The 23,936-nt window shown below is 70.5% G+C and carries 17 protein-coding genes; 4 read left to right on the forward strand and 13 right to left on the reverse strand.

What is annotated here, in order from left to right:
* Window positions 1–67: 67 nt before the first annotated feature.
* Entirely contained in the window at window positions 68–1,165 is a 1,098-nt protein-coding gene (locus ACSQ4M_RS25800) for a WD40/YVTN/BNR-like repeat-containing protein (RefSeq protein WP_436192248.1), read from the reverse strand.
* 12 nt (window positions 1,166–1,177) lie between these two features.
* Window positions 1,178–1,474 (reverse strand): MoaD/ThiS family protein, encoded by a 297-nt coding sequence (locus ACSQ4M_RS25805; protein ID WP_436192249.1) that lies wholly within the window; start codon window positions 1,472–1,474, stop codon window positions 1,178–1,180.
* 93 nt (window positions 1,475–1,567) lie between these two features.
* Here ACSQ4M_RS25805 and ACSQ4M_RS25810 point away from each other — a divergent pair, with 93 nt between their 5' ends.
* Entirely contained in the window at window positions 1,568–3,148 is a 1,581-nt protein-coding gene (locus ACSQ4M_RS25810) for a phospholipase D-like domain-containing protein (protein WP_436192250.1), read from the forward strand.
* A 1-nt stretch (window position 3,149) separates the two neighbouring features.
* Here ACSQ4M_RS25810 and ACSQ4M_RS25815 read toward each other — a convergent pair whose 3' ends face one another.
* Entirely contained in the window at window positions 3,150–3,821 is a 672-nt protein-coding gene (locus ACSQ4M_RS25815) for a YceI family protein (RefSeq protein WP_436192251.1), read from the reverse strand.
* A 60-nt stretch (window positions 3,822–3,881) separates the two neighbouring features.
* Between ACSQ4M_RS25815 and ACSQ4M_RS25820 the strand changes: the two genes are divergently transcribed.
* Together ACSQ4M_RS25820 and ACSQ4M_RS25825 are read left to right on the forward strand one after the other, a co-directional pair.
* Window positions 3,882–4,808, forward strand: a complete 927-nt coding sequence (locus ACSQ4M_RS25820; protein WP_436192252.1) for a ketopantoate reductase family protein — start codon at window positions 3,882–3,884, stop codon at window positions 4,806–4,808.
* A 274-nt stretch (window positions 4,809–5,082) separates the two neighbouring features.
* Window positions 5,083–5,892, forward strand: coding sequence for a THxN family PEP-CTERM protein (locus ACSQ4M_RS25825; protein ID WP_436192253.1), 810 nt, complete (start codon window positions 5,083–5,085; stop codon window positions 5,890–5,892).
* 74 nt (window positions 5,893–5,966) lie between these two features.
* Here ACSQ4M_RS25825 and ACSQ4M_RS25830 read toward each other — a convergent pair whose 3' ends face one another.
* A complete protein-coding gene (locus tag ACSQ4M_RS25830) occupies window positions 5,967–7,694 on the reverse strand; it encodes a methyl-accepting chemotaxis protein (protein WP_436192254.1) in 1,728 nt (575 codons plus the stop codon).
* A gap of 203 nt (window positions 7,695–7,897) precedes the next feature.
* On the opposite strand from ACSQ4M_RS25830, the gene ACSQ4M_RS25835 reads away from it, so the two are divergent.
* Window positions 7,898–8,131, forward strand: coding sequence for a DUF1653 domain-containing protein (locus ACSQ4M_RS25835; RefSeq protein ID WP_436192255.1), 234 nt, complete (start codon window positions 7,898–7,900; stop codon window positions 8,129–8,131).
* Between the two features lie 19 nt (window positions 8,132–8,150).
* On the opposite strand, the gene lpdA is transcribed toward ACSQ4M_RS25835, so the two are convergent.
* The 9 genes from lpdA to ACSQ4M_RS25880 form a co-directional block, all read right to left on the reverse strand.
* Window positions 8,151–9,551, reverse strand: a complete 1,401-nt coding sequence (lpdA, locus tag ACSQ4M_RS25840; RefSeq protein ID WP_436192256.1) for a dihydrolipoyl dehydrogenase — start codon at window positions 9,549–9,551, stop codon at window positions 8,151–8,153.
* Window positions 9,552–9,740: 189 nt separating this feature from the next.
* Window positions 9,741–11,003 carry a dihydrolipoamide acetyltransferase family protein gene (locus ACSQ4M_RS25845; protein ID WP_436192257.1) on the reverse strand — a complete coding sequence of 421 codons (1,263 nt, stop codon included), beginning with the start codon at window positions 11,001–11,003 and terminating at the stop codon, window positions 9,741–9,743.
* A 2-nt stretch (window positions 11,004–11,005) separates the two neighbouring features.
* The gene (locus ACSQ4M_RS25850; protein ID WP_436194068.1) at window positions 11,006–12,010 is read right to left on the reverse strand and encodes an alpha-ketoacid dehydrogenase subunit beta; all 1,005 of its coding nucleotides are present in this window, start codon (window positions 12,008–12,010) and stop codon (window positions 11,006–11,008) included.
* Between the two features lie 59 nt (window positions 12,011–12,069).
* On the reverse strand, window positions 12,070–13,305 hold the full coding sequence (locus ACSQ4M_RS25855) for a 3-methyl-2-oxobutanoate dehydrogenase (2-methylpropanoyl-transferring) subunit alpha (protein WP_436192258.1): 1,236 nt from the start codon (window positions 13,303–13,305) through the stop codon (window positions 12,070–12,072).
* A gap of 128 nt (window positions 13,306–13,433) precedes the next feature.
* Window positions 13,434–13,799 (reverse strand): 5-carboxymethyl-2-hydroxymuconate Delta-isomerase, encoded by a 366-nt coding sequence (locus ACSQ4M_RS25860; RefSeq protein WP_436192259.1) that lies wholly within the window; start codon window positions 13,797–13,799, stop codon window positions 13,434–13,436.
* A 10-nt stretch (window positions 13,800–13,809) separates the two neighbouring features.
* A complete protein-coding gene (locus tag ACSQ4M_RS25865) occupies window positions 13,810–14,208 on the reverse strand; it encodes a cytidine deaminase (protein ID WP_436192260.1) in 399 nt (132 codons plus the stop codon).
* On the reverse strand, window positions 14,205–15,185 hold the full coding sequence (locus tag ACSQ4M_RS25870) for an aldo/keto reductase (RefSeq protein WP_436192261.1): 981 nt from the start codon (window positions 15,183–15,185) through the stop codon (window positions 14,205–14,207). The genes ACSQ4M_RS25865 and ACSQ4M_RS25870 overlap by 4 nt, the downstream gene beginning before the upstream one ends.
* A gap of 66 nt (window positions 15,186–15,251) precedes the next feature.
* Window positions 15,252–19,403, reverse strand: a complete 4,152-nt coding sequence (locus ACSQ4M_RS25875; RefSeq protein WP_436192262.1) for a PAS domain S-box protein — start codon at window positions 19,401–19,403, stop codon at window positions 15,252–15,254.
* 217 nt (window positions 19,404–19,620) lie between these two features.
* Entirely contained in the window at window positions 19,621–23,802 is a 4,182-nt protein-coding gene (locus tag ACSQ4M_RS25880; protein ID WP_436192263.1) for a response regulator, read from the reverse strand.
* Window positions 23,803–23,936: the final 134 nt, after the last annotated feature.

The following is a 23,936-nucleotide window of genomic DNA, read 5'->3' on the forward strand; positions in this document are numbered from 1 at the left end:
TGGTGGTGGGCCCATTCCAGCAGGTCGCCACCGGCCCGGCATCCTCCATTCGCAGGACGCGCCTGGCTCAGCCCGCGAAGCGCACCGCCGCCACCGGTGCGAGGTCGCGCGCCAGCGGCTGCCAGCTCTCGCCTGCATCGTCGCTCGCCCACAGCGCGCCCGTGGTCGAGGCCATTGCCAGCGTGCGGCCGTCCGGCGCCACCGCCAGGCCGTGGCGGTAGACCAGGTGGAAGGCGTCGTGCTGCGGCAGCCCGGCGTCGAACTGCTGGAAGTGCGCGCCGCCGTCGTCGGTGCGCGTGACCACCATGCGCCCGCCGACCGGCATGCGCAGCGCATCGGCCGCCGCCGGCACGAACCAGGCGCGCATGGGGTTGGTCGGGTCGGCCGCCACGGCGAAGCCGAAGTCCGACGGCGCCGACGGCGCGATGCGCTGCCACTGCTGCGCGCCGTCGACCGAGCGGTAGATGCCGCAGTGGTGCTGCACCCACAGCACCTCGGGCGCCGCGGCGCACTGCACCAGGCAGTGCGGGTCCTGGATGTTCTGGTCGTCCGCGCGCTCGGGCGGCATGAACGTGGCCTGCATGCCGCGCGCCGCCAGGGCCCAGTGGGCGCCGCCGTCGTGCGTCTGCCAGATGCCGCCGCAGGAGATCGCCACGGTCAGGTGGCGCGCATCGCGCGGATCGACCAGGATGGAATGCAGGCCCGCATGGTCGTAGCCGCCGCCCATCCAGTCACGCCGGCCCGGCTGCTCCCAAAGCGCCGACACTAGTTGCCAGCTGGCGCCGCCATCTTCGGTACGGAACAGCCCGGCCGGGATGCAGCCGGCCCACAGCACGCCCGGCTCGTCCGGCCCGCCGGCCGCCAGCTCCCAGAGCAGGTCCACGCTCCAGGGCGTGGGGTCGTCGGCCCAGGGGCCGGTGGTCGGCTTGGGCGGAAAGGCCGGCGCGGCGATCTCCTGCCAGTGCGCGCCGCCGTCCAGGCTCCTGTGCAGCTTGACGCCGAAATGGCCCAGCCGCAGCGCGCAGTACCAGGCCCCGTTGCGCGGGTCGGCCAGCACCTGGCTCACGGGCTCGCCCGCGAAATGCAGGCCGGCGATGCGCCAGCGCGTGCCATCGCCTTCCACCACGACCAGCCCCTTGCGGGTGGCTACCAGCATCGTGCGCATACGTCCTCCGTTTCAGCCGCCCGTCAGGGCCTGCAAGACCAGCACCCGGTCGCCACCGGCCAGGGGGCTGTCCAGCCGCTGGCGGTCGTGCACCATCTGGCCGTTGACGAACACCGCCACGTGCTTGCGCACCTGGCGTTGGTCGTCGAACACGTAGCCTGCCAGCGCAGGCGCGCCGGCCAGCGCGGCTTCGAGCACGCTACGCAGGGAGCCCGGCGTCACGCGCTGCGGCGCGCAGGCCTGGTGGCGCTGCAGGCTGGCGGCGAATTCCACGAGCACCGTGGCGGCTGCAAGGGCGGCGTCGGGCATCGCGGCATTTTCACCACAGAGGCGGCCAGGCGCCAAGGAATGGGCACACTACGGCCCGCCATGCCCCCGCGCCCGCCCCTGCCCGTTCGCACCATGTCCATCGCCAGGCTGGCCGGCTGGCTGCTGGGCTGCACGCTGGTCCTGCTGGCCGGCTGCGCCGGCCTGCCGCCGGACCTGGCCGGCCCGCCCGCCCAGGCCCTTCCCGCGGTGGCCGACGCGCCGCTCGTGCGCACCGCCCGCGCTGCCCAGCCCGATGCCGAGCTGAGCGGCTTTCGCCTGATCCCCAGCGGCGACTACGGGCTGGACGCGCGGCTGGCCTTGATCGCCCGGGCCCGCCACACACTGGACGTGCAGTACTACCACCTGGAGACCGATGCCACCGGTCTGCACTTCCTGCGCGCGCTGCGCGACGCGGCCCGGCGCGGCGTGCGCGTGCGCCTGCTGCTGGACGATCTGTACACGGGTGGCGACAGCGCGCTGCTCGACGCGCTGGCGGCCACGCCCAACCTGGAGTTGCGGCTGTACAACCCGATCCCCCTGCGCAGCGCCAAGGTGGCGCTGCGCTTTGCCGCATCGCTGTGGCACTTCGACCGGCTGCAGCGCCGCATGCACAACAAGCTGCTGTTGGCCGACGGCGCGCTGGCCGTGGCCGGTGGGCGCAACATCGGCGGGCGCTACTTCTTCCAGACCGCGGGCGAGAACTTCCTGGACCTGGACGTGCTGGTGGCCGGCGCGCTGCTGCCGCGCCTGGGCGAGCTGTTCGACCGCTACTGGAACAGCCCGCACGTGGTGCCGCTGGCGCGCCTGGTCGCAGCCGATGGTGATGCCACCGCCCGGCAGGCCCGCTTCGAGGCGCTGACCGATGCAGCCCATGCCCCCACGCCGCGCCTGCCGCCGCCCAACGACATGCTGGGCTACGCGCCGGTCTCGCAGGAGCTGCAGGCGGGCCAGCTCAGCCTCATCTGGGCCACGGCCCAGGCCTACGCCGACACGCCCGAGCGCGCCATCGGCTACCAGGCGCAGTACGGTGGCGTGCCACTGCAGGACGTGGACAGCGTGCGCTACAACCTCGTGGAGGGCATCCGCCGCGCGCGCACCAGCGTGCTGCTGTGCTCGCCCTACCTGGTGCCCGGCACGCACGGTCTGCAGGTGCTGCGCGAGGCCCGCGCGCGCGGCGCCACGGTGCAGCTCATCACCAATTCGCTGGCGGCCAGCGACGAGCCCTTCGTGCACACCGCCTACCGGCGCTACCGGGCCGAACTCGTGGCCCTGGGCGTGGAGATCGACGAGGTCAGCAGCCGGCGCGTGGCCGGCAGCCCCAAGCTGCCGTTGTTCGGCGCGGCCACGGGGCGGCTGCACACCAAGACCGCCGTGCTCGACGGCGAGCTGCTGTTCGTCGGCTCGCTGAACTTCGATCCGCGCTCGGAACTGCACAACACCGAGATCGGCCTGTTCATCCGCAGCCGCCCGCTGGCCGCCCAGATGCTGCGGCTGGCCCAGGTGCTGCGCGAGCAAGGTGTCTGGCGCGTGCAGGCCGGCGCGGGCGGCGCGCTGGAGTGGCACGGCGAGGACGACGGCGCGCCCACCGTGCTGCACAGCGAACCCGACGCCAGCTGGTGGGACCGGATCCTGCTGGAACTGGTGGCGCCGTTCACGCCCGAGCAACTGCTGTAGTTCAGCGCGCGGCCGCGGGCACCAGCACCGCCTCGACCTGCACCAGCAGCCGCACGCGGTCCTCGAAGCCGAACTGCAGGCCCCAGGTGATGCCCCATTGGCTGCGCAGGATCTCGGCCTCGAAATCGCCGCCGCAGACCTGGCGCCCGTGCAGCGGGCTCACATAGCAGTTGAAACGCACGGCGCGCAGGTCCACTGGATGGGTCTGGCCCAGCAGGGTGAGCCGGCCGCGCAGCGCCTGCACGCGGCCTTCCTCGATGCGCACGTCCTCGGCCTGGTAGCGTCCGGTCGGGAAATCGGCCACGTTCAGGAAGTCGCTGCTCTGCACGTGGCGATTGAGCAGGTCCACGCCGGTGTTGATGCTGGCCATGTCGAAGCTGACGTCCACGCGCGCCCGCTGGCCAGCGGCGTCGACCTGCACCTGCCCGTCGCGCGTGCCGAAGCGGCCGCGGTTGGTGCTGGTGCCGTAATGGCCCATCTCGTACAGCACGAAGGTGTGGGTGGGGTCCACCACATAGCGGCCGCCCGGCTGGGGCGGGCCCGCGGGCCGGGCCGCCATCTCGGGCGCCGCGCCCGCGGTGGGCGACTGCGCATGGGCGGACCAGGACAGCGGCAGCGCGGCGGCCAGGCACAGGCACAGGCGGTGGAACGAAAGACGGCTTGCGGTGGGCATGGGGCCGCAGTGTAGGCGGGGCCGCCACAATGCCGCTCCCCTCGTTTCGACCACTATCCCATGTCCCAGTCCGCACAGCTCCCCACCCCTTTGCAGGTTGCCGTCGTCGGCGCCGGCGCCGTCGGCTGTTACTACGGCGGCATGCTGGCGCGTGCCGGCCACGCCGTCACGCTGATCGGCCGGTCGCAGCATGTGGACGCCGTCAACGCGCAGGGACTGCGCATGCAAACGCTCGGCTTCGACGAACAGGTGCGCGTGCAGGCCAGCACCGACCCGGCCGCCGCGGCCTGCGCCGATCTCGTGCTGTTCAGCGTGAAGTCGCCCGACACCGAGGCCACGGGCCGCCAGCTGCTGGCGCACCTGCCCGCCCAGGCGCTCGTGCTCACACTGCAGAACGGCGTGGACAACGCCGAACGGCTGCGCACCGTGCTGCCGCAGGAGGTGGCGGCCGCCGTGGTCTACGTGGCCACCGAGATGGCCGGCCCTGGCCACATGCGCCACCACGGGCGCGGCGAGCTCGTCATCGAACCCGGGCCGCGCAGCGCGGCGCTGGCGGAAGTGCTGCGCGCGGCCGGCGTGCCGACCGAGGTGTCGGCCAATGCCCGTGCTGCGCTGTGGTCCAAGCTGGTGCTCAACTGCGCCTACAACGCCCTGTCGGCCATCACCCGCTTGCCCTACGGCCGCATGGTGCGGGGCGTGGGCGTGCCACAGGTCATGGCCGACTTGGTGGCCGAGTGCCTGGCCGTGGCCGGCGCCGAGGGCGTGGCGCTACCGGCCGACATCCATCAGGCCGTGGAGCGCCTGGCCCGGACCATGCCCACGCAGAGTTCTTCCACCGCGCAGGATCTGGCGCGCGGCAAGCCGACAGAGATCGACCACCTGAACGGCCTGGTGGTGCGCCGCGGCGAGGCCCTGGGTATTGCCACGCCGGTCAACCGGGCCATGTGGGCGCTGGTCAAGCTGCTGGAGCAGGCGCCGCAGCCCTGACCCGGCACCTCCATCAGAGCGCGGCCACTTCTGCACAAATGGCGCCCCGTATTCGTTCGCAATGCAACCTATTGATTTTCAAAGCTTCTTTTTGACGGGCTGCCGCACTGTCGACAAGTTTTTCACTCATGCCGCTGGGTTTCGACAACTTCACACAAAAGAACTTTAAAAACAATATACAAGGAGACGTGGCACGCATGCTGCTATTTCTGCCAGGTCGACTGCGGTCGACTTGTCTTTGTTAGTGACTCATTGAATGCAAAAAGGAATACACATGCGACATGCATCCATCGGCGCACTCGGAGCCATCGGCCTGGCCTTGGCTATCGCGAGCGGCAGCGCCGCTGCCGCCCCCATCAACTGGGACTACACGGTCACCAGCTCCTTCTCGGTCCTCCCCGGTTCGACCACCTTCACGAGCGGCAGCGGTTGCCAGAGCGTTTCGGGTTCGGCGATCACCTGGGGCGCATGTCCCAGCGGCCCCGCTGGTGCCGGCCGCAGCGGCATCGGCATCAGCAACAATCCCCAGACCGGTACGCTGGCGACCAATGGCGCGGCAGAGAGCGCGAACACCTACACGCACAGCAACAACGTGGTGTCCAGTGCCTATGCGACGCTGAGGAGTGCCACCATCAACGCCACGCTGGGCCTGCGGGCAGAAGGCAGCAGCGATCCCTACATCTATGAGACCGCTACCTACAAGATCCTGTTCGCCGAAACGCCCAACTCCGCTGGCACCTGCGCGGCGACCAGCCCGGTCGGCAATCCCTGCAACGACATCTGGGTGCTGGACGGTTCCCTGAACAAGTCGATCACTCTGGGCGGTGACGAGTACTTCTTCAGCTTCTTCGCCTCGCCCGCACTGGCCACGCTGCCCAATGCCGTCTGCGCCGCAGCAGGCGCAGCCAACGGCTGCATCGGCTTCACGACGATCGAAGGCCAGGAGAACGAGGTCAACTTCCTGCTGAAGGTGACCAGTACGCCGTTGGTGGTCGAAGTGCCCGAGCCGGCATCGGTCGCACTGCTGGGCCTCGGCCTGGTGGGCCTGGCCGGCGTGAGCCGCCGTCGACAGAACAAGGCCTGAGCCCCCACCCGGCTCCCTCACCAACCCCGCTGCGGCGGGGTTTTTTCATGGCACCCGTGCGAGCGCGTCAGCGTTCAGAAGGATTCCCAGTCGCCATCGCCCTGCGCCAGCGCCGGGGCCGGGCGAGCGGCCTTGGCGACGCGCGTGGGCGCTGCCACAGCCGGACTGCGGCTGACCGGTGCCGGCGACAGCTTGCGCGGCGCCTGGGGCGCCGGCACAGCGGCGGCGCGCGCTGCGCCCACGGCCGACCGCGGGGCCGCGCCACCCTCGATGCGGAACACGCTCACGGCGCTCGCCAGCTGGCTGGCCTGGGCCTTCAAGGCGCCGGTGGCGGCGGCCGCCTCTTCGACCAGCGCCGCGTTCTGCTGCGTCACCGTGTCCATCTGCGAGACCGCCTGGTGCACCTGCTCGATCCCCTGGCTCTGCTCCTGGCTGGCGGCCGTGATCTCCGCCACCAGGTCGCTCACGCGCTGCACGCTCTGCACGATGGCGTCCATGGTACGGCCGGCCTCGGCCACCTGGGCGCTGCCCTCCTCGACCTTGGCCACCGAGTCGCCGATGAGCTGCTTGACGTCCTTGGCTGCGGCGGCCGAACGCTGCGCCAGCGCCCGCACCTCGCCCGCCACCACGGCGAAGCCGCGGCCCTGCTCGCCAGCACGGGCGGCCTCCACGGCGGCATTGAGCGCCAGGATGTTGGTCTGGAACGCGATGCCGTCGATCACGCCGATGATGTCGGCGATCTTGCGGCTGCTGTCGTTGATGGCGCCCATGGTGCCGACCACGCCGGCCACCACCTGGCCGCCCTGCACAGCCGTCTTGGAGGCCGAGGCCGCCAGCTGGTTGGCCTGGCGCGCGTTGTCGGCGTTCTGGCGCACGGTGCTGGTCAATTGCTCCATCGAAGCGGCTGTTTGCTGCAGCGAACTGGCCTGCTCCTCGGTGCGCGAGGACAGGTCCTGGTTGCCCGCGTCGATCTCGCTGGAGGCCGTGGCGATGCTGTCGGTGCCGGACCGCACGCTGGCCACCACCCCGGACAAGCTGGCGTTCATGTCCTGCAAGGCTTGCAGCAGCTGGCCGGTCTCGTCGCGCGAGGGCACGGTCACGCGGCTGGTCAGGTCGCTCGCGGCGACGGCGCGCGCCACGCGCACGGCCTGGGCCAGCGGCTGCGTGATGCCCACGGTCAGGCGCCAGGCGAACAGCCCGCCGGCCAGCAGGCCGAGCAGGCCCAGGCCCAGCATCAGCAGGCGGCTCTCGCCGTAGATGCCGTCGATGCGCTGGGCGGTGGCGTCGATGCGCGTGCGCTGCAGGTCCAGCAGCTGCTGGATCAGGCTGGTGTACTTGTCGGTGGCCGGCAGGTAGACCTGGGTCAGCAGGCGCTCGGCCTCCTCGGCCTGGCCATCGCTCTTGGCCTTGACGGCCTGGTCGCGCGAGGACAGGTAGAGCACGCGCCCTTGCTGGATCTGCGCCCACAGCGCCTGCTCCTCGGGGCTGTTCAAGAGCGGCTCGATGCGCTTTTGCAGCTCGCCCGATTCCTTGGTGCTGCTGGCCGCGTCGGCGGCGAAGAACTGGCCGAGCGAGGGGTCGGTGCTCTTGACGATGGCCGTGGTGCGACGCGCGCCGCTGTACACATAGCGGTACCAGTCGCTGATCATGCGCTCCATGGCCAGTGGCTGCTGGGTCATGGCCTGCGTGGCCTGGGCCACGGTCTGCAGGCGCCACAGGCCAACCGCCGTGATGAGGGCCATCACGACCAGGATGAGCGCGAACCCGCCGCCCAGGCGGGTACCGATGCGTAGATTCTTCATACGAGGAGAAACGGAGGTGGACAAAGGCGGTGATCCGGCCCTGTCACGACCGGTGCATCAATTTGTCCATTTTCCGCGCAAATTGTTTCGATCATTGGATCGGAATACCCGCTGACGGCACGGATGCGACCGGTCATCGCACCAGCCCGGGCCGCAGGCCGCTCGCATAGCTGTGGCAAGCTCCGCCACTTTGCGCCGCATCCATGGAAGACGACCTGCCCCCTTTGCCCCCCATCGCACCTGGCCGCTACCGCCACTACAAGGGCGGCGAGTACGAGGTGCTCGCCATCGCGCGGCACAGCGAGACGCTGGAGCCGCTCGTGGTCTACCGGCCGCTGTACAACGCCACGGGCTGGTGGGTGCGGCCGCACGCCATGTTCGTGGGGAACGTGGAGATCGACGGCAGGGAGCAGCCCCGGTTCACCTTCATCGGCTGACCGGGATCGCGCGGCGCCGCTACAGATGGATGGCCCGCCCCAGCGCGCGCAGGGCCGCCTCCTGCACGGCCTCGCCCAGCGTGGGGTGCGCATGCACGATGCCGCCCACGTCCTCCAGCCGCGCGCCCATCTCGATCGCGTAGCCGAAGGCCGCAGCCAGCTCGGACACGCCCTGGCCCACGGCCTGCCAGCCCAAGACGAGATGGTTGTCCCGGCGCGCCACCACGCGCACGAAGCCCTCCCCGCCCTCCATGGTCAGCGCGCGGCCGTTGGCCGCAAACGGGAACTGCGCGCTGAGCACCTCGATGCCCGCCTGCGCGGCCTGGGCCTGCGTGAGGCCCACGGCCACGACCTCGGGATCGGTGAAGCACACGGCCGGGATCGCCAGCGGCACGAAGCGGCGCTTGTGGCCCGCCATGCACTCGGCCGCCACCTCGCCCTGGGCCATGGCCCGGTGCGCGAGCATGGGCTCGCCCGTGAGGTCGCCGATGGCCCAGACATTGCGCATGGAAGTGCGGCCCGTGGCATCGACCTTCACGGCGCGGCCGTCCATGTCCAGCTGCAGCGATTCGAGGCCGGCGGTGCGCGGGCGCCGGCCCGCGGCGACCAGCACCTGGTCCGCGGGCAGCACGAACTCGTCGGCATGCCGGCTGCGCACACGCAGGCCGCTGCCGTCGGCCGTGAGGCCCTCGGCCGTGCAGCCCAGGTGCAGCACGATGCCCAGTCGCTTGAGCGCGGCCAGCACCGGCTTGCCCAGGTCCTCGTCGTAGCCGGGCAGCACGCGCTCGGCCACATCGACGACCGTGACCTCGGCACCCAGCTTGCGCCAGGCCATGCCGAGTTCCAGGCCGATGTAGCCGGCGCCGACCACGACCAGATGCTGCGGCACCTCGGTCAGCGCCAGAACTTCGGTCGAGGACAGCACCTTGCCGCCAAACGGCAACTGCGGCAGCGCCATGGGCTCGGAGCCCGTGGCCAGCAGCAGGTGCTCGCACTGGATGCGCAGCGTCTCGCCGCTCTCGTGCGCCACGTCCACTGTCTTGCCGTCGACGATGCGGGCCCAGCCCGGCACCACCCGCACGCCGGCCTTGCGCAGCAATGCCGCCACGCCGCCCGTGAGCTTGCCGACCACACCCTCTTTCCAGGCCTGCGTGACGGTGAGGTCGATGCTGGCTGCTTCGGCGCGGATGCCAAGCGGCGAACTGACCGCGCCGGGCGTCGCGCGGCGCACGCGGTCGAATGCGTCGGCCGCATGGATCAGTGCCTTCGACGGGATGCAGCCGATGTTCAGGCAGGTGCCGCCGGGCGCCATGCCTTCCACCAGTGTGGTTGCCACGCCCAGTTGCGCCGCGCGGATGGCGGCCACGTAGCCGCCCGGCCCGCCGCCGATGACGAGCAATGTTGTCTTCTTATCGTTCATTTCTGTTGTCGACGCAGTTGCGTTGCAAGACGGGAGACTGCTTGGCAAGCAGCCGTTCGAGAGGCCGCGGAGCAGGCCATGCCAGCAGACGCCGCGGAACGGGCTCTGCCCGGCCGCTGGCGGCGCTCCCTTGAGGGGGGATTGGACTTCTACACGCAGTGAGAAGTCCAAACGGGGGTGGGTTCATGCTTACTCCACGAACAGCAGGGCCGGGGTTTCCAGCAAGGCGCGCACGGCCTGGATGAACTGCGCCGCGTCCATGCCGTCGACCACGCGGTGGTCGAACGAGGATGACAGGTTCATGAGCTTGCGCCCCACGACCGCGCCGCCGCGGAACACCGGGCGCTCGACGATGCGGTTCACGCCGACGATGGCCACCTCGGGATGGTTGATGACGGGCGTGGTCACGATGCCACCCAGCGGGCCCAGGCTGCTGATCGTGATGGTCGAGCCCGACAGCTCGTCGCGCCCGGCCTTGCCGCTGCGGCCGGCCTCGGCCAGCCGGGCGATCTCCCGCGCACAGGCCCAGGGGTCCAGCGTCTCGGCATGGCGCAGCACGGGCACCAGCAGGCCGTTGTCGGTCTGCGTGGCCATGCCCAGGTGCACGGCCTCGTAGCGCGTGACCACGCCGGCATCGTCGTCGAAGCGCGCGTTCATCTGCGGGAAGTCGCGCAGCGCGAGCACCAGCGCGCGGGCCAGCAGCGGCAGCAGGGTGAGCTTGCCGCGCGCGGCGCCGTAGCGGTCGTTGAGCTGCGCGCGCAGGGCTTCGAGCTCGGTGACGTCGATCTCCTCCACGTAGCTGAAATGCGGGATGCGGCGTTTGGCCTCCTGCATCTTCTGCGCGATCTTGCGGCGCAGGCCGATCAGCGGGATGGCCTCTTCGCCATGGCGCTGCGCATAGCCGCTGCCGGCGCTCGGCGTGCGTGGCTGGCCGCCAGAGACCAGGTAGACGTCCAGGTCCTCGTGCGTGATGCGGCCGGCCGGGCCGCTGCCGTGCACGAACTGCAGTTCGATGCCGAGCTCCCAGGCACGCTGGCGCACCGCGGGTGAGGCAACAGGCTTTTCGCCGGGCGCGCGCATGGCCACGGGGGCGGCGACCGGCGGGCGTTGCACGGGGACCGGTTCTGCCGCTGCAGGGGCTGCGACCGGTCCAGCGACTGGCGCTGCGACAGCGGCCACCTGCGGCGCCTTGGCGGCCACGTTGCCTGCGCCCGCAACCTCCAGCCGGATCAGCTCGGCACCGACCGCCAGCAGCGCACCGGGCTGGCCACCCAGTTCCAGCACGGTGCCGGCCACAGGCGACGGGATCTCCACGGTCGCCTTGTCGGTCATCACGTCGGCCAGGATCTGGTCCTCGGCCACGCTGTCGCCAGGCTGCACGCGCCATTCGACAAGTTCCACTTCGGCGATGCCTTCGCCGATGTCCGGCATCTTGATGGTGTACTGGCCCATGGTCATGCCTCCATCGCGCGCTTGAACGCTGCACCGACGCGGTCGGGCCCCGGGAAGTACGCCCATTCCTGGGCATGCGGGTACGGCGTGTCCCAGCCGGTCACGCGCTCGATCGGCGCCTCCAGCTGGTAAAAGCAGTGCTCCTGCACCAGGGCCGAGAGTTCGGCGCCGAAGCCGCTGGTTTTCGTCGCTTCATGCACGACCACGCAGCGGCCGGTCTTCTTCACGGAGGCGACGATGGTGTCCAGGTCCAGCGGCCAGATCGAGCGCAGGTCGATGATCTCGGCGTCGATGCCGGTCTCGCGCGCCGCGCACTCGGCCACCCAGGTCATGGTGCCGTAGGTCAGCACCGTGAGCTGGTTGCCGGGGCGGAACACGGCGGCCGACTCCAGCGGCACGCGGTAGTAGCCCTCGGGCACCATGCCCAGCGCATGCTTGGACCAGGGCACGACCGGCCGGTCGTGGTGGCCGTCGAATGGCCCGTTGTAGAGCCGCTTGGGCTCCAGGAAGATCACCGGGTCGTTGCACTCGATGGCCGCGATCAGCAGGCCCTTGGCGTCGTACGGGTTGCTGGGCAGCACGGTGCGCAGGCCGCTCACGTGCGTGAACAGCGCCTCGGGGCTCTGGCTGTGCGTCTGCCCGCCGTAGATGCCGCCGCCGCAGGGCATGCGCACCGTGATCGGGCAGCTGAAGTCGCCGGCCGAGCGGTAGCGCAGCCGCGCCGCCTCGGAGACCAGTTGGTCCGAGGCCGGGTAGAAGTAGTCGGCGAACTGGATTTCGGCCACCGGGCGCAGGCCGTAGGCGCCCATGCCCACGGCCACACCCACGATGCCACCCTCGCTGATCGGCGCATCGAAGCAGCGTGTCTTGCCGTACTTGGCCTGCAGGCCTTCGGTGACGCGGAACACGCCGCCGAAATAGCCCACGTCCTGGCCGAACACGACCACGTCGGGGTCGCGCGCCATCACCACCTCCAGCGCCGAACGCAGGGCCTGGATCATGGTCATGGGCTTGCTGCTCGCCTCTGCGGTTTCCACCGCCGGGTTCTTGACTTCGGTCAGCATGCTCAGACTCCCAGTTCCTGGCGCTGGCGCCGCAGATGCTCGGGCATGGTCTCGTAGACGTCCTCGAAGATCGTCGCGGCGCTCGGGATGTGGCCGTCGAGCAGGCTGCCGTGGCTTTCCGCCTCCTTCTGCGCGGCGGCAACCTCGGCCTCCAGCTCCTTGTGCACCTGCTCGTGCTCCTGTTCGGACCAGATGCCCAGGCCGACCAGGTGGGTCTTGAGCCGTTCGATCGGGTCACCGAGCGGGAAGCGCTCCCAGTCGTCGGCGGGCCGGTACTTGGACGGGTCGTCCGAGGTCGAGTGTGCGCCGGCGCGGTAGGTCACCCACTCGATCAGCGTCGGACCCTGGTTGGTGCGCGCGCGCTCGGCCGCCCACTGCGAGGCCGCGTAGACCGCGAGGAAGTCGTTGCCGTCCACGCGCAGCGAGGCGATGCCGCAGCCCACGCCGCGCGCCGCGAAGGTGGTGGATTCACCGCCCGCGATCGCCTGGAAGCTGGAGATCGCCCACTGGTTGTTGACCACGTTCAGGATCACGGGCGCGCGGTAGACATGGGCGAAGGTCAGCGCGGTGTGGAAGTCCGACTCGGCCGTGGCGCCGTCGCCAATCCAGGCCGAGGCGATGCGGGTGTCGCCCTTGATCGCCGAGGCCATGGCCCAGCCCACGGCCTGCGGGTACTGCGTGGCCAGGTTGCCCGAGATGCTGAAGAAATCGGCCCGCTTGAACGAGTACATCACGGGCAGCTGGCGCCCCTTCATGGGGTCGGCTTCGTTGCTCATGAGCTGGCAGATCAGCTCGACCATGGACACGTCGTCGCGGCTCAGCAGCAGGCCCTGCTGGCGGTAGGTCGGAAAATGCATGTCGCCCTTGTCGAGCGCCATGCCCTGCGCCACCGCGATGGCCTCCTCGCCCAGGCACTGCATGTAGAACGAGGTCTTGCGCAGGCGCTGGGCGATGGTCATGCGCGCGTCGAAGATGCGCGTCTTCATCATCGCGCGCAGGCCGCGGCGCAGCTGGGTGCCGTCGATCTGCGGCGCCCAGGGGCCGACGGCCTGGCCGTCGCGGTCGAGCACGCCGATCAAGGCGTAGGCCAGGTCCGCGGTCTCGAAGTGGGAGGTGTCGACCGGCGGTTTGCGGACGGTGCCCGCGCCGGAAATCTGCAGGAAGGAAAAGTCGGTGGCACAGCCAGGTCGCCCGGTGGGCTCCGGCACATGCAGCCGCAGGGCTGGGTGCTCGCGCATCGATGTCTCCGCACGCGGTGGCGTGCTTGGGTTGGTACAGGGCACGGCCACGGGTGAGTGGCCGGCCCCTGGGTGCCGCGCGGGTAAGCGCGGCCCGACCAGTGTACGACGGGCGATTCAGCCCCGGCTCAGGCCAGCTTGATCTTGGTGTAGCTGCCGCGGTCCATGTCGACCACCTCCACGCTGAGGAAGGCTTCCAGGCCCGGCGGCAGCACGTTCAGGTGGACGCGCAGCGCATCGGCCACGCGCCGGCTCAAGTCCTTCTTGGCCTCGGCCGTGCGGCCGGCCAGGATCCGCAGCTGCACGTGCAGGTAGCCACGGCCGCTGTCCGCCAGGCCCACGCGGAAATGGTCGGCGCGCAGCACGCGCGCCTTGAGGTCGGCCTCGTCCTGGACCTCGGGGCTTTCCGACAGCGCCCGCGTGGTCGAGGCCAGCATGGCGTCGAACGGCAGCTCGCCGAGGTTGGGGGTGTATTCGATGACGATGTGGGGCATGCAGAAACGTCTAAACGGGTGGCAGGTGTCGGGGGCCGAACGACGCGGGCAGCAATTCGTCGAGCGTGAAGCTGGCCAGCACGCCGGCCGCGCCCGCCGCGTGCACGCGCGTGGCGGCATCGGCGAACTCGCGGATGCGCTGGCGGCAGTTGCCGCAGGGCGTGATGGGCTCCGGCCCGTCGCCCACGACCAGGATCTCGGTGATGGCGCGCCCACCGGCCGCGACCATGGCCGCGATAGCCCCGGCCTCGGCGCAGGTGCCGCTCGGGTAGGCCGCGTTCTCCACATTGCAGCCTGCGAACACGCGCCCGTCGGGCGTGGCCAGCGCGGCGCCGACCTTGTAGCGCGAATACGGCGCATGGGCGTTGGCCTGCGCCGCGCGCGCCGCGGCCAGCAGGGACTCGGTCACGAGAAGCCGACCACCGCGTGGGGGACGTAGGGCGCTTCCAGCGCCGCGGTCTCCTCGGGCGTGAGGGTGAGCGACAGCGCGGCCACCGCGTCGTCCAGGTGCTCGACCCTGGTCGCGCCGACGATGGGCGCCGTCACGCCTGGCTGCTGCAGCACCCAGGCCAGTGCGACCTGCGCGCGCGGCACGCCGCGGGCGGCCGCGACCTGGGCCACGGCCTCGACCACCTTGCGGTCGGCCTCGGCGGTGTTCGCGTACAGCGTGCGGCCGAAGGCATCGGTCTCGGCACGCGCGCTGGCAGCATCCCAGTCGCGTGTGAGGCGGCCGCGCGCCATCGGGCTCCAGGGGATCACGGCCACGCCCTGGTCGCGGCACAGCGGCAGCATCTCGCGTTGCTCCTCGCGGTACAGCAGGTTCAGGTAGTTCTGCATGGAGACGAAGGGCGTCCAGCCGTAGCGCTCGGCCACGGCCTGGGCCTTGGCGAACTGCCAGGCGTACATGGAGGAGGCGCCGATGTAGCGCGCCTTGCCGGCCTTGACCACGTCGTGCAGCGCCTCCATGGTCTCCTCGATCGGCGTGGCGTGGTCCCAGCGGTGGATCTGGTAGAGGTCGACATGGTCCATGTCGAGGCGCTTGAGGCTCTGGTCGATCTCCGACAGGATGGCCTTGCGCGACAGGCCGGCGCCGTTGGGGCCGGGCCGCATGCGGCCATGCACCTTGGTGGCCACGACGACCTCGTCGCGCGGCGCGTAGTCGGCCAGCGCGCGGCCGACGATCTCCTCGCTGCTGCCCGCCGAGTAGACGTTGGCGGTGTCGAAGAAGTTGATGCCGAGGTCCAGCGCCTTCTTGAGGAAGGGCCGGCTCGCGGCTTCGGGCAGGGTCCAGGCATGGTTGCCCTGCGCGGGCGCGCCGTAGCTCATGCAGCCCAGGCACAGGCGCGAGACCTGCAGGCCGGTACGGCCGAAACGGATGTGGTCCATGGGAAGAGGCTTCACAGGAAAAGGAAGCGGGCCATGATAGACGCGGCGCCTGCCGGGCCGACCGCTTCAGGCGGTCGCCTCGATCACCACGCCTTGCTGCACCGCGGCATCGCGCACGGCCACCAGCGCGGCATCGAAGTCGAAGGCCTGCACGGCCCGCGCGATGGTAGCCAAGGCCTCGGCCCCGCAGACCTGCGCAAGCGCAGCGCGGTGCGCGGCCAGGTAGTCCTCGGCCTGCGCATCGCAGTCGACCAGCAGCCGGGCGAACTGCTGGGCGTGGCTGGCAGCCTGCGCCGCATCGATGGCCAGGGCACCGGCCGGCGCCGCCGCGGGCACGCCGGCGTCCGCGCCCCAGGCCGCGCGCAGCGCCCGCACGCAGGCCGACAGCTCGGCACCGAAGGCTGCCAACGCCTGCAGCACGTCGCCACCATGGCGCAGGCTTTCCTCCAGCGTGGTGGCCGCTGCGTGCAGGGTCGCCAGACCCATGTTGCCGGCCACGCCGCGCACGGTGTGGGCCACGCGTTCAGCCTCCTCCTGCCGGCCGTCGGCCAGCGCGGCCTCGATGCGCTGCACGGCATCGGCCTGGCCGTCGGCGAACTGGTGCAGCAGCCGCAGGTACAGCGCGCGGTTGCCGCCCACGCGGCGCAGGCCGGCGGTGGTGTCCAGGCCGGGGATGTCGGGCAGGTCCTGCGCTGGCTGGGCTTCTCGCCGGGATGCGGCAACCACGGGCTCGGCCGGCAACGCCTGCACCCAGCGCAGCAGCGACTTGAACATGGCCGGCGGGTCCAGCGGCTTGGTGATGTGGTCCACCATGCCCGCGGCCAGGCAGCGCTCGCGCTCTTCCACCATGGCGTGCGCCGTCATCGCGATGATGGGCAGCGCGTCGAAGCGCGCATCCGCGCGGATCAGCCCGGTGGCTTCCAGCCCGCCCATGACCGGCATCTGCAGGTCCATCAGCACGGCGTCGAAGGACTCGCCGGCCAGGACCAGGTCCACGGCCTCCTTGCCGTTGCCCGCCACCCGCACGCTGGCGCCCGCCCCCTCCAGCAGCTCGATGGCGATCTGCTGGTTGATCTCGTTGTCCTCGGCCAGCAGCAGCCGCACGCCGCGCAGCAGGTCCGGCGCCAGTTCCTGCGTGGGCGCGGTGCGCGCCAGCGGTGCCGCATTGGGCACCAGCGCCGTCATCAGCGCGTCGACCAGCGCCGAGGCCCCGACGGGCTTGACCACGAAGGCTTCGATGCCCGCCTCTTCGGCATGCGCGCGCACCTCGTCGCGTCCATACGCCGTGGCCATCACGATGCGCAGGCCGTCGTTCAGCCCGCGCACGCGCCGCGCGGTCTCGATGCCGTCCAGGCCTGGCATCTGCCAGTCCACCACCATCAGGCCGTAGGGCTTGCCGGCCTGCGCACGGGCCACCGCGGCCAATGCGTCCTCGCCGCTGCCCACCGTGTCCACCGCAAAGCCCATGCCCGAGAGCTGCGCGCCCATGAGTTCGCGCGCCGCGTCGTTGTCGTCCACCACCAGCGCACGCATGCCGCGCATCGCGCCCAGGGCCGCAACGTCGCGCCCGCCCTTGTCCTCGCCCACGCCCAGGCGCACCGTGAACCAGAACAGGCTGCCCTGCCCGGCGGTGGATTCGGCATGGATCTCCCCGCCCATGAGTTCGACCAGCCGCTTGCTGATGGTCAGGCCCAGCCCGGTGCCGCCGTACTTGCGCGTGGTCGAGCCGTCGGCCTGCGTGAAGGCCTGGAACAGGCGTGCGGCCTGCTCGGGCGTCATGCCGATGCCCGAGTCGCGCACGTCCACGCGCAGGCGCACCTGGGCACCTGCTCCCTCGCCCTCTTGCTCCAGCAGCTGCACCGAGACCACGACCTGGCCCTTTTCGGTGAACTTCACGGAGTTGCTGACCAGGTTGGTGACCACCTGGCCGATGCGCAGCGCATCACCCACGAGAACCGATGGCACCTCGCGCGCGATGTCGAACAAAAGCTCCAGGCCTTTGTCGCCGGCCTTTTGCGCCAGCAGCGCCGCCACGTTGTCCAGCACCTCGTCCAGCCGGAACGGCGCGGACTCGATGTCCAGCTTGCCGGCCTCCACCTTGGAGAAATCCAGGATGTCGTTGATGATGCCCAAGAGCGCCGTGCCCGCGTTGTGCACCTTGCTCACGTAGTCGCGCTGGCGCTTGTCCAGCTCGGTGCGCAAGGCCAGCATCGACAGCCCGATGATGGCGTTCATCGGCGTGCGGATCTCGTGGCTCATGTTGGCCAGGAACATCGACTTGGCCTGCGCGGAGTCCTCGGCCGCCTGCTTGGCCTCGGCCAGCGCCTGGCCGATGGCACGCTCCTCGGTCACGTCCTCCATGAACCAGACGCTGCCCTGGCTGGTGTCGGCATCGATGTGGCGCGCCGTGATGCGGCCCCAGAAACGTGTGCCGTCCTTGCGCACGAACTCCTGGTCGTGCAGGCTGTCGCGCGGCGCGCCAATGCGCTGCTCCAGCTTCGCCCGGGCCTCAGTGTGGTTCGCGTCCTCGCCGTACCAGATGCCCAGCGGCCGGCCCTGCAGTTCGCCCGGCGCGTGGCCGAACATGCTGTCGAGCTCGCGGTTGCAGCGGACCATGGTGCCATCGCGCACGAAGGTGATGCCCACGCCTGCCGCCTCGAACATCGCGGCCTGCTCCTTCTGCGCCACGCCCAGCGCGCTCTCCGCCGCCTTCAGTGCCTCCAGGTCCACCAGCACGCCCACCAGCCCGCCCGGGCTGCCATCGCGCTGGCGAAAGCCGCTGACCGAGTACAGCACCTGGTGCACGCGCCCGTCGGCGAAGCGGACCCGCATCTCCCGGCGCACATGGCCGGCCTCGGCAATGACACGCTCGTCCTCGGCCTGCAACTCGCTGCGCAGCGGCTCGGGAATGTGCTCCAGTTCGTCCAGCCGCTTGCCCAGTATGACCTCGCGCGGCACACCGAAGGCCTCCTCGAAGGCATGGTTGCAGCCCAGGAAGCGCGTGTCCGGCCCCTTGTAGAACACCGCGTTGGGCATGCGGTCGATCATGGTCTGCAGGAACACCGCCATCTCCTTCATCTGGCGGCGCGCCTCCTTCGCGGCCGTGATGTCGCTCACGGTGAACTGGACCAGTGTGCGGCCCCGGTAGCGGAACGGCGTGCCGTGCACTTCGGCCATCCACTGCCTGCCGTCGGGCCGCTGGTGGAGCCACTCGAAGGTCGGCATCTCCTTGCCACGGCTGGACAGGTTCTTGCGGCCCATGGCCAGCATCTCGGCCGAGGACATGCCGTTCTCCTGGACCGGTGCGGAAACCGACAGCACGTTGCGCCCGAGCAAGTCCTCGCGCCGCTCCAGCCCGTAGAGCCGGCGGGCGGCCTCGTTGCAGTCGGTGTAGCAGTCGTTGACGGGGTCGTAGATCGACATCGCGATGTGCGAATCCTGCAGCATGCGGCTGTAGGTTTCGTTGTCCTGCCGCGCCTCCTGCGCGCGGCGCAGGTCGCTCTCGTCGTCGACGATCCACGCCACGGCGCTGCCGCCGCCCGGAAGTTCCACCGTGCGACCCCGCGCATAGACCTGGAACACGCTGGCGTCCTGGCGCCGCGCCCGCCAGGTGATGCTGCAGGTCGGGCCATCCGCGAACGAGCGCGCGGTCTCGGTGCAAAAACGCTGGTACTCGGTGGCGTCCTCGAACAGCCCCGGGATCTCCAGGCCCACCATGCCGTCGGCATCGGCGTAGCCATGCATGCGCGCGAAGCTGGCGTTGGCCCGCAGCAGCCTGCCGTTGCCGACGAGCGCGGTGCCGGCCAGCAGGCTGCCCAGCAGCAACGCCCGCTCCGCATCCGGCTGCCGGGCGGACGCAGGGGGCGGATCGCAGGGGATGACCCAGGCGCTGTACCAGGTCTGGCTGCCGGCCGGCGATGCCACGCACTGCAGACGGGCCAGGAACGCCGAACCGTCCTGGCGCAGCAGGCGCAGCTCCAGTGCATCCACGGCGCCATCGGTGTCCGCCAGCGCCTGCAGCAGCCGGCGCAGCCCGGCCTCGCCCTCGGCATACAGCGCCGCCTCAAACAGCGAGGGTCCCTGCCCGGCCGCCCGGCCGAAGAGGCGCGTCCAGGCGGCATTGGTGCGCTGGATCTGCCCGCCGCGCTCGCACACGATCAGCGCCGCAGGCGCAGAGCCAGGCACAGCGGCGACGTCCGGGGCATCACGGTCCTGCATGGACGGGGCAGGCATGGCAGACGCGGCCACCTACCCGTGCAGCGTCGCCGACGGTGCCGACGAAACCATCCGAAAGCGCTTGTGGTGCATGGAAAGACGGGTGACGTTGGTTTGTTGCCGTTTATAAATGAATTCGACGGCGGATTTGATCTACGCGAGTAGCCATTCTGCAGCCTGGCCCGGGCGCCGACGGTCCGGGGCTGGCGCAGCGTCTGCTTCAGGCCATCGCCCCGATCACAACGCCCTGTTGCACGGCGGCATCGCGCACGGTCTGCAGCGCGGCATCGAAGTCGAAGGCCTGCACGGCCCGCGCGGTGGCGGCCACGGCCTCGGCCCCGCAGACCTGCACCAGCGCGGCGCGATGCGCGGCCAGGTAGTCCTCGGCCTGCGCATCGCAGTCGGCCAGCAGCCGGGCGAACTGCTGGGCATGGCCGGCCGCCTGCGCCGCGTCGATGGCCGGCGCGCTGGCCGGTGCTGCCCCCGCCATGCCGGTGTCCGCGCCCCACACCGCACGCAGCGCCTGCACGCGGGCCGACAACTCGGCACCGAAGGCCGACAGCACGGCTGGCACGTCGCCGCCATGGCGCAGCGCTTCCTCCAGCGCGGTCGCAGCAGCGTGCAGCGTGGCCAGCCCCATGTTGCCGGCCACGCCGCGCACGGTGTGCGCTGCGCGCTCGGCCTCCTCTCGTCGGCCGCCGGCCAGCGCGGCCTCGATGCGCTGCACGGCGTCGGCCTGGCCGTCGGCGAACTGGTGCAGCAGCCGCAGGTACAGCGCACGGTTGCCGCCCACGCGGCGCAGGCCGGCGGCGGCGTCCAGCCCTTCGATCGTGGGCAGTTCCTGCACGGCCGGCTGCGGTGGCGCCGCCAGGGCCGGCGCCACCGTGCCGGCCTCGGCCGGGCGCGCCTGCACCCAGCGCAACAGCGACTTGAACATCGCCGGCGGGTCCAGCGGCTTGGTGATGTGGTCCACCATGCCGGCCGCCAGGCAGCGCTCGCGCTCCTCCACCATGGCGTGCGCGGTCATGGCGATGATGGGCAGCGCGTCGAAGCGCGCGTCCGCGCGGATCAGCCGGGTGGCTTCCAGCCCGCCCATGACCGGCATCTGCAGGTCCATCAGCACGGCGTCAAAAGACTCGCCGGCCAGGACCAGGTCCACGGCCTCCTTGCCGTTGCCCGCCACCCGCACGCTGGCGCCCGCCCCCTCCAGCAACTCGATGGCGATCTGCTGGTTGATCTCGTTGTCCTCGGCCAGCAGCAGCCGCACGCCGCGCAGCAGGTCCGGTGCGATCTCCTGGGTCTGCACCGCGCGGGCCGACGGCGCCGCGTTGGGCACCAGCGCCGTCATCAGCGCGTCGACCAGCGCCGAGGCCCCGACGGGCTTGACCACGAAGGCTTCGATGCCGGCCTGCTCTGCATGCGCGCGCACCTCGTCGCGTCCATACGCCGTGGCCATCACGATGCGCAGGCCGTCGTTCAGCCCGCGCACGCGCCGCGCGGTCTCGATGCCGTCCAGGCCTGGCATCTGCCAGTCCACCACCATCAGGCCGTAGGGCTTGCCGGCCTGCGCACGGGCCACCGCGGCCAGCGCGTCCTCGCCGCTGCCCACCGTGTCCACCGCAAAGCCCATGCCCGAGAGCTGCGCGCCCATGAGTTCGCGCGCCGCGTCGTTGTCGTCCACCACCAGCGCACGCATGCCGCGCATCGCGCCCAGGGCCGCAACGTCGCGCCCGCCCTTGTCCTCGCCCACGCCCAGGCGCACCGTGAACCAGAACAGGCTGCCCTGCCCGGCGGTGGATTCGGCATGGATCTCCCCGCCCATGAGTTCGACCAGCCGCTTGCTGATGGTCAGGCCCAGCCCGGTGCCGCCGTACTTGCGCGTGGTCGAGCCGTCGGCCTGCGTGAAGGCCTGGAACAGGCGTGCGGCCTGCTCGGGCGTCATGCCGATGCCCGAGTCGCGCACGTCCACGCGCAGGCGCACCTGGGCACCTGCTCCCTCGCCCTCTTGCTCCAGCAGCTGCACCGAGACCACGACCTGGCCCTTTTCGGTGAACTTCACGGAGTTGCTGACCAGGTTGGTGACCACCTGGCCGATGCGCAGCGCATCACCCACGAGAACCGGTGGCACCTCGCGCGCGATGTCGAACAAAAGCTCCAGGCCTTTGTCGCCGGCCTTTTGCGCCAGCAGCGCCGCCACGTTGTCCAGCACCTCGTCCAGCCGGAACGGCGCGGACTCGATGTCCAGCTTGCCGGCCTCCACCTTGGAGAAATCCAGGATGTCGTTGATGATGCCCAAGAGCGCCGTGCCCGCGTTGTGCACCTTGCTCACGTAGTCGCGCTGGCGCTTGTCCAGCTCGGTGCGCAAGGCCAGCATCGACAGCCCGATGATGGCGTTCATCGGCGTGCGGATCTCGTGGCTCATGTTGGCCAGGAACATCGACTTGGCCTGCGCGGAGTCCTCGGCCGCCTGCTTGGCCTCGGCCAGCGCCGCGCCGATGGCACGCTCATCCGTCACGTCCTCCATGAACCAGACGCTGCCCTGGCTGGTGTCGGCATCGATGTGGCGCGCCGTGATGCGGCACCAAAAGCGCGTGCCGTCCTTGCGCACGAACTCCTGGTCGTGGTGGCTGTCGCGCGGCATGCCGATGCGCTCCTGCAGCCGCGCCTGGGTGGCATCGAGATCGGCTTCGCCGCCATACCAGATGCCCATGCGCTGGCCCTGCAACTCGTCCACGCCATAGCCGAACATGCGGCCGAGTTCGCGGTTGCAGCGCACGATCGCGCCCTCGCGCACGAAGGCGATGCCCACGCCGGCCGTCTCGAACATGGCGGCCTGCTCCTTCTGCGCCACGCCCAGTGCGCTCTCGGCGGCCTTCAATGCCTCCAGGTCCACCATCACGCCGACCAGGCCGCCGGGGCTGCCGTCGCGCTTGCGAAAGCCGCTCAGCGAGTACAGCACCTGGTGTTCGCGCCCGTCCGCGAACCGGAACCGGGTTTCCCGGTGCACATGCGATGCGTCTGCCACCACGCGCTCGTGTTCGGCCTGCATTTCGCTGCGCAGCGGTTCGGGCAGGTGGTCCATCTCGTCCACGCGCTTGCCGAGCAGGTCCGCGCGCTGCACGCCGAAGGCCTGCTCGAAGGCCTCGTTGCAGCCCAGGAAACGTGTGTCCGGCCCCCGGTAGAACACCGCGTTGGGCATGCGGTCGATCATGGTCTGCAGGAAGACCGCCATCTCCTTGACCTGGCGCTGCACCTCCTTGGCCGCGGTGATGTCGATCAGCGTGAACTGGATCAGCGTCCTGCCGCGGTAGCGGAAGGTCGTGCCACGGCATTCGGCCGTCCAGTCCGTGCCGTCGGGCCGGCGGTGGCGCCATTCGAAGCTGGGCGACTCCTGGCCGGCCTCGTTGAGGTTGCGCCGGCCGGCCGCCAGGATCTTCTCGGTCGGGCCGCGCTCCTGCATGGGCGCCGAGATCGACAGCACGGTGCGTCCGCGCAGGTCCTCGGCGCGCTCGAAACCGTAGAGCTTGCGCGCCGCCTCGTTGCAGTCCACGTAGTAGTCGGTCGCCGGGTCGTAGATCGAGATCGCGATGTGCGACTGCTGGAACATGCGGCTGTAGCTCTCGTTCTCCTTGCGGATCTCCTCCGCATCGCGGATCTCCGCCTCGTCCTCGATGATCCAGACCGTGGCGTCGTTGCAGTCGGGAATCTCGATCGCCCGGGCCCGCCCGCAGGCCATGAAGCGGCCGCCGTCCTGGCGCCGGGCGCTCCAGGTGACGCTGTAGTTCGTCTCCTGCGCGAAGGTGCGGGCCAGTTCGGCACCGACGCGCTGGGCCTCGGCTTCGTCCTCGTACAGGCATGCCGTGTCCAGGCCGACCGGCGCCTGCGGATCGGCGAAACCATAGATCTGCGCGAACTTCGCATTGGCGCGCAGGATCCTGCCGCCGCCTGTGAAGACGATGCCCAGCTGCAGGTTGTGCAGCAGTCCGGCTTCGCCGCCCAGCCCTTGCAAGGGCTGGGCGGCCTCGCCCTGCCCGGTCTCCTCGCAGGCCCAGGCCGTGTACCAGGTCTGGTTGCCCGCCTGCAGCCTGGTGCATTGCACGCTGGCCATGAACACCGAGCCGTCGTGGCGCCGCAACGGCAGATGCAGGTCCTGCACGGCGCCGCTCCCGACGTCCAGCGCCCGCAGCAGCTGCTGGACGCCGGCCTGCCCATTCACATACAGAACGGGATCGAGCAAGGACGGGGCCGGACCGCCGGGCGCGGCGAACAGCTGCAACCAGACGGCGTTGGCCTGCTGAACGCGGCCGGCCGCGTCGCAGACGAGCAACGCGCGCGGCGCCATGCGAGCGACTGCGACCTTGGCAGCGGAGCCGCTGCTCTGCATGGGAGGCTTAGCGTCCATGGCGCAAGCTTCGTTCAGACGCTCAACGGAAACGTCGTCGGTAACGGAACAGTCATCCGTGGCGCTCCTGGCGTGACAGTCTGGGTCGGTTTTAGTTGTTACCGTTTATAAATGAATTCGCTCCCAGATTCGAC

Source organism: Pseudorhodoferax sp. LjRoot39 (assembly GCF_964253035.1).
Taxonomy (GTDB): Bacteria; Pseudomonadota; Gammaproteobacteria; order Burkholderiales; family Burkholderiaceae_C; genus Pseudorhodoferax.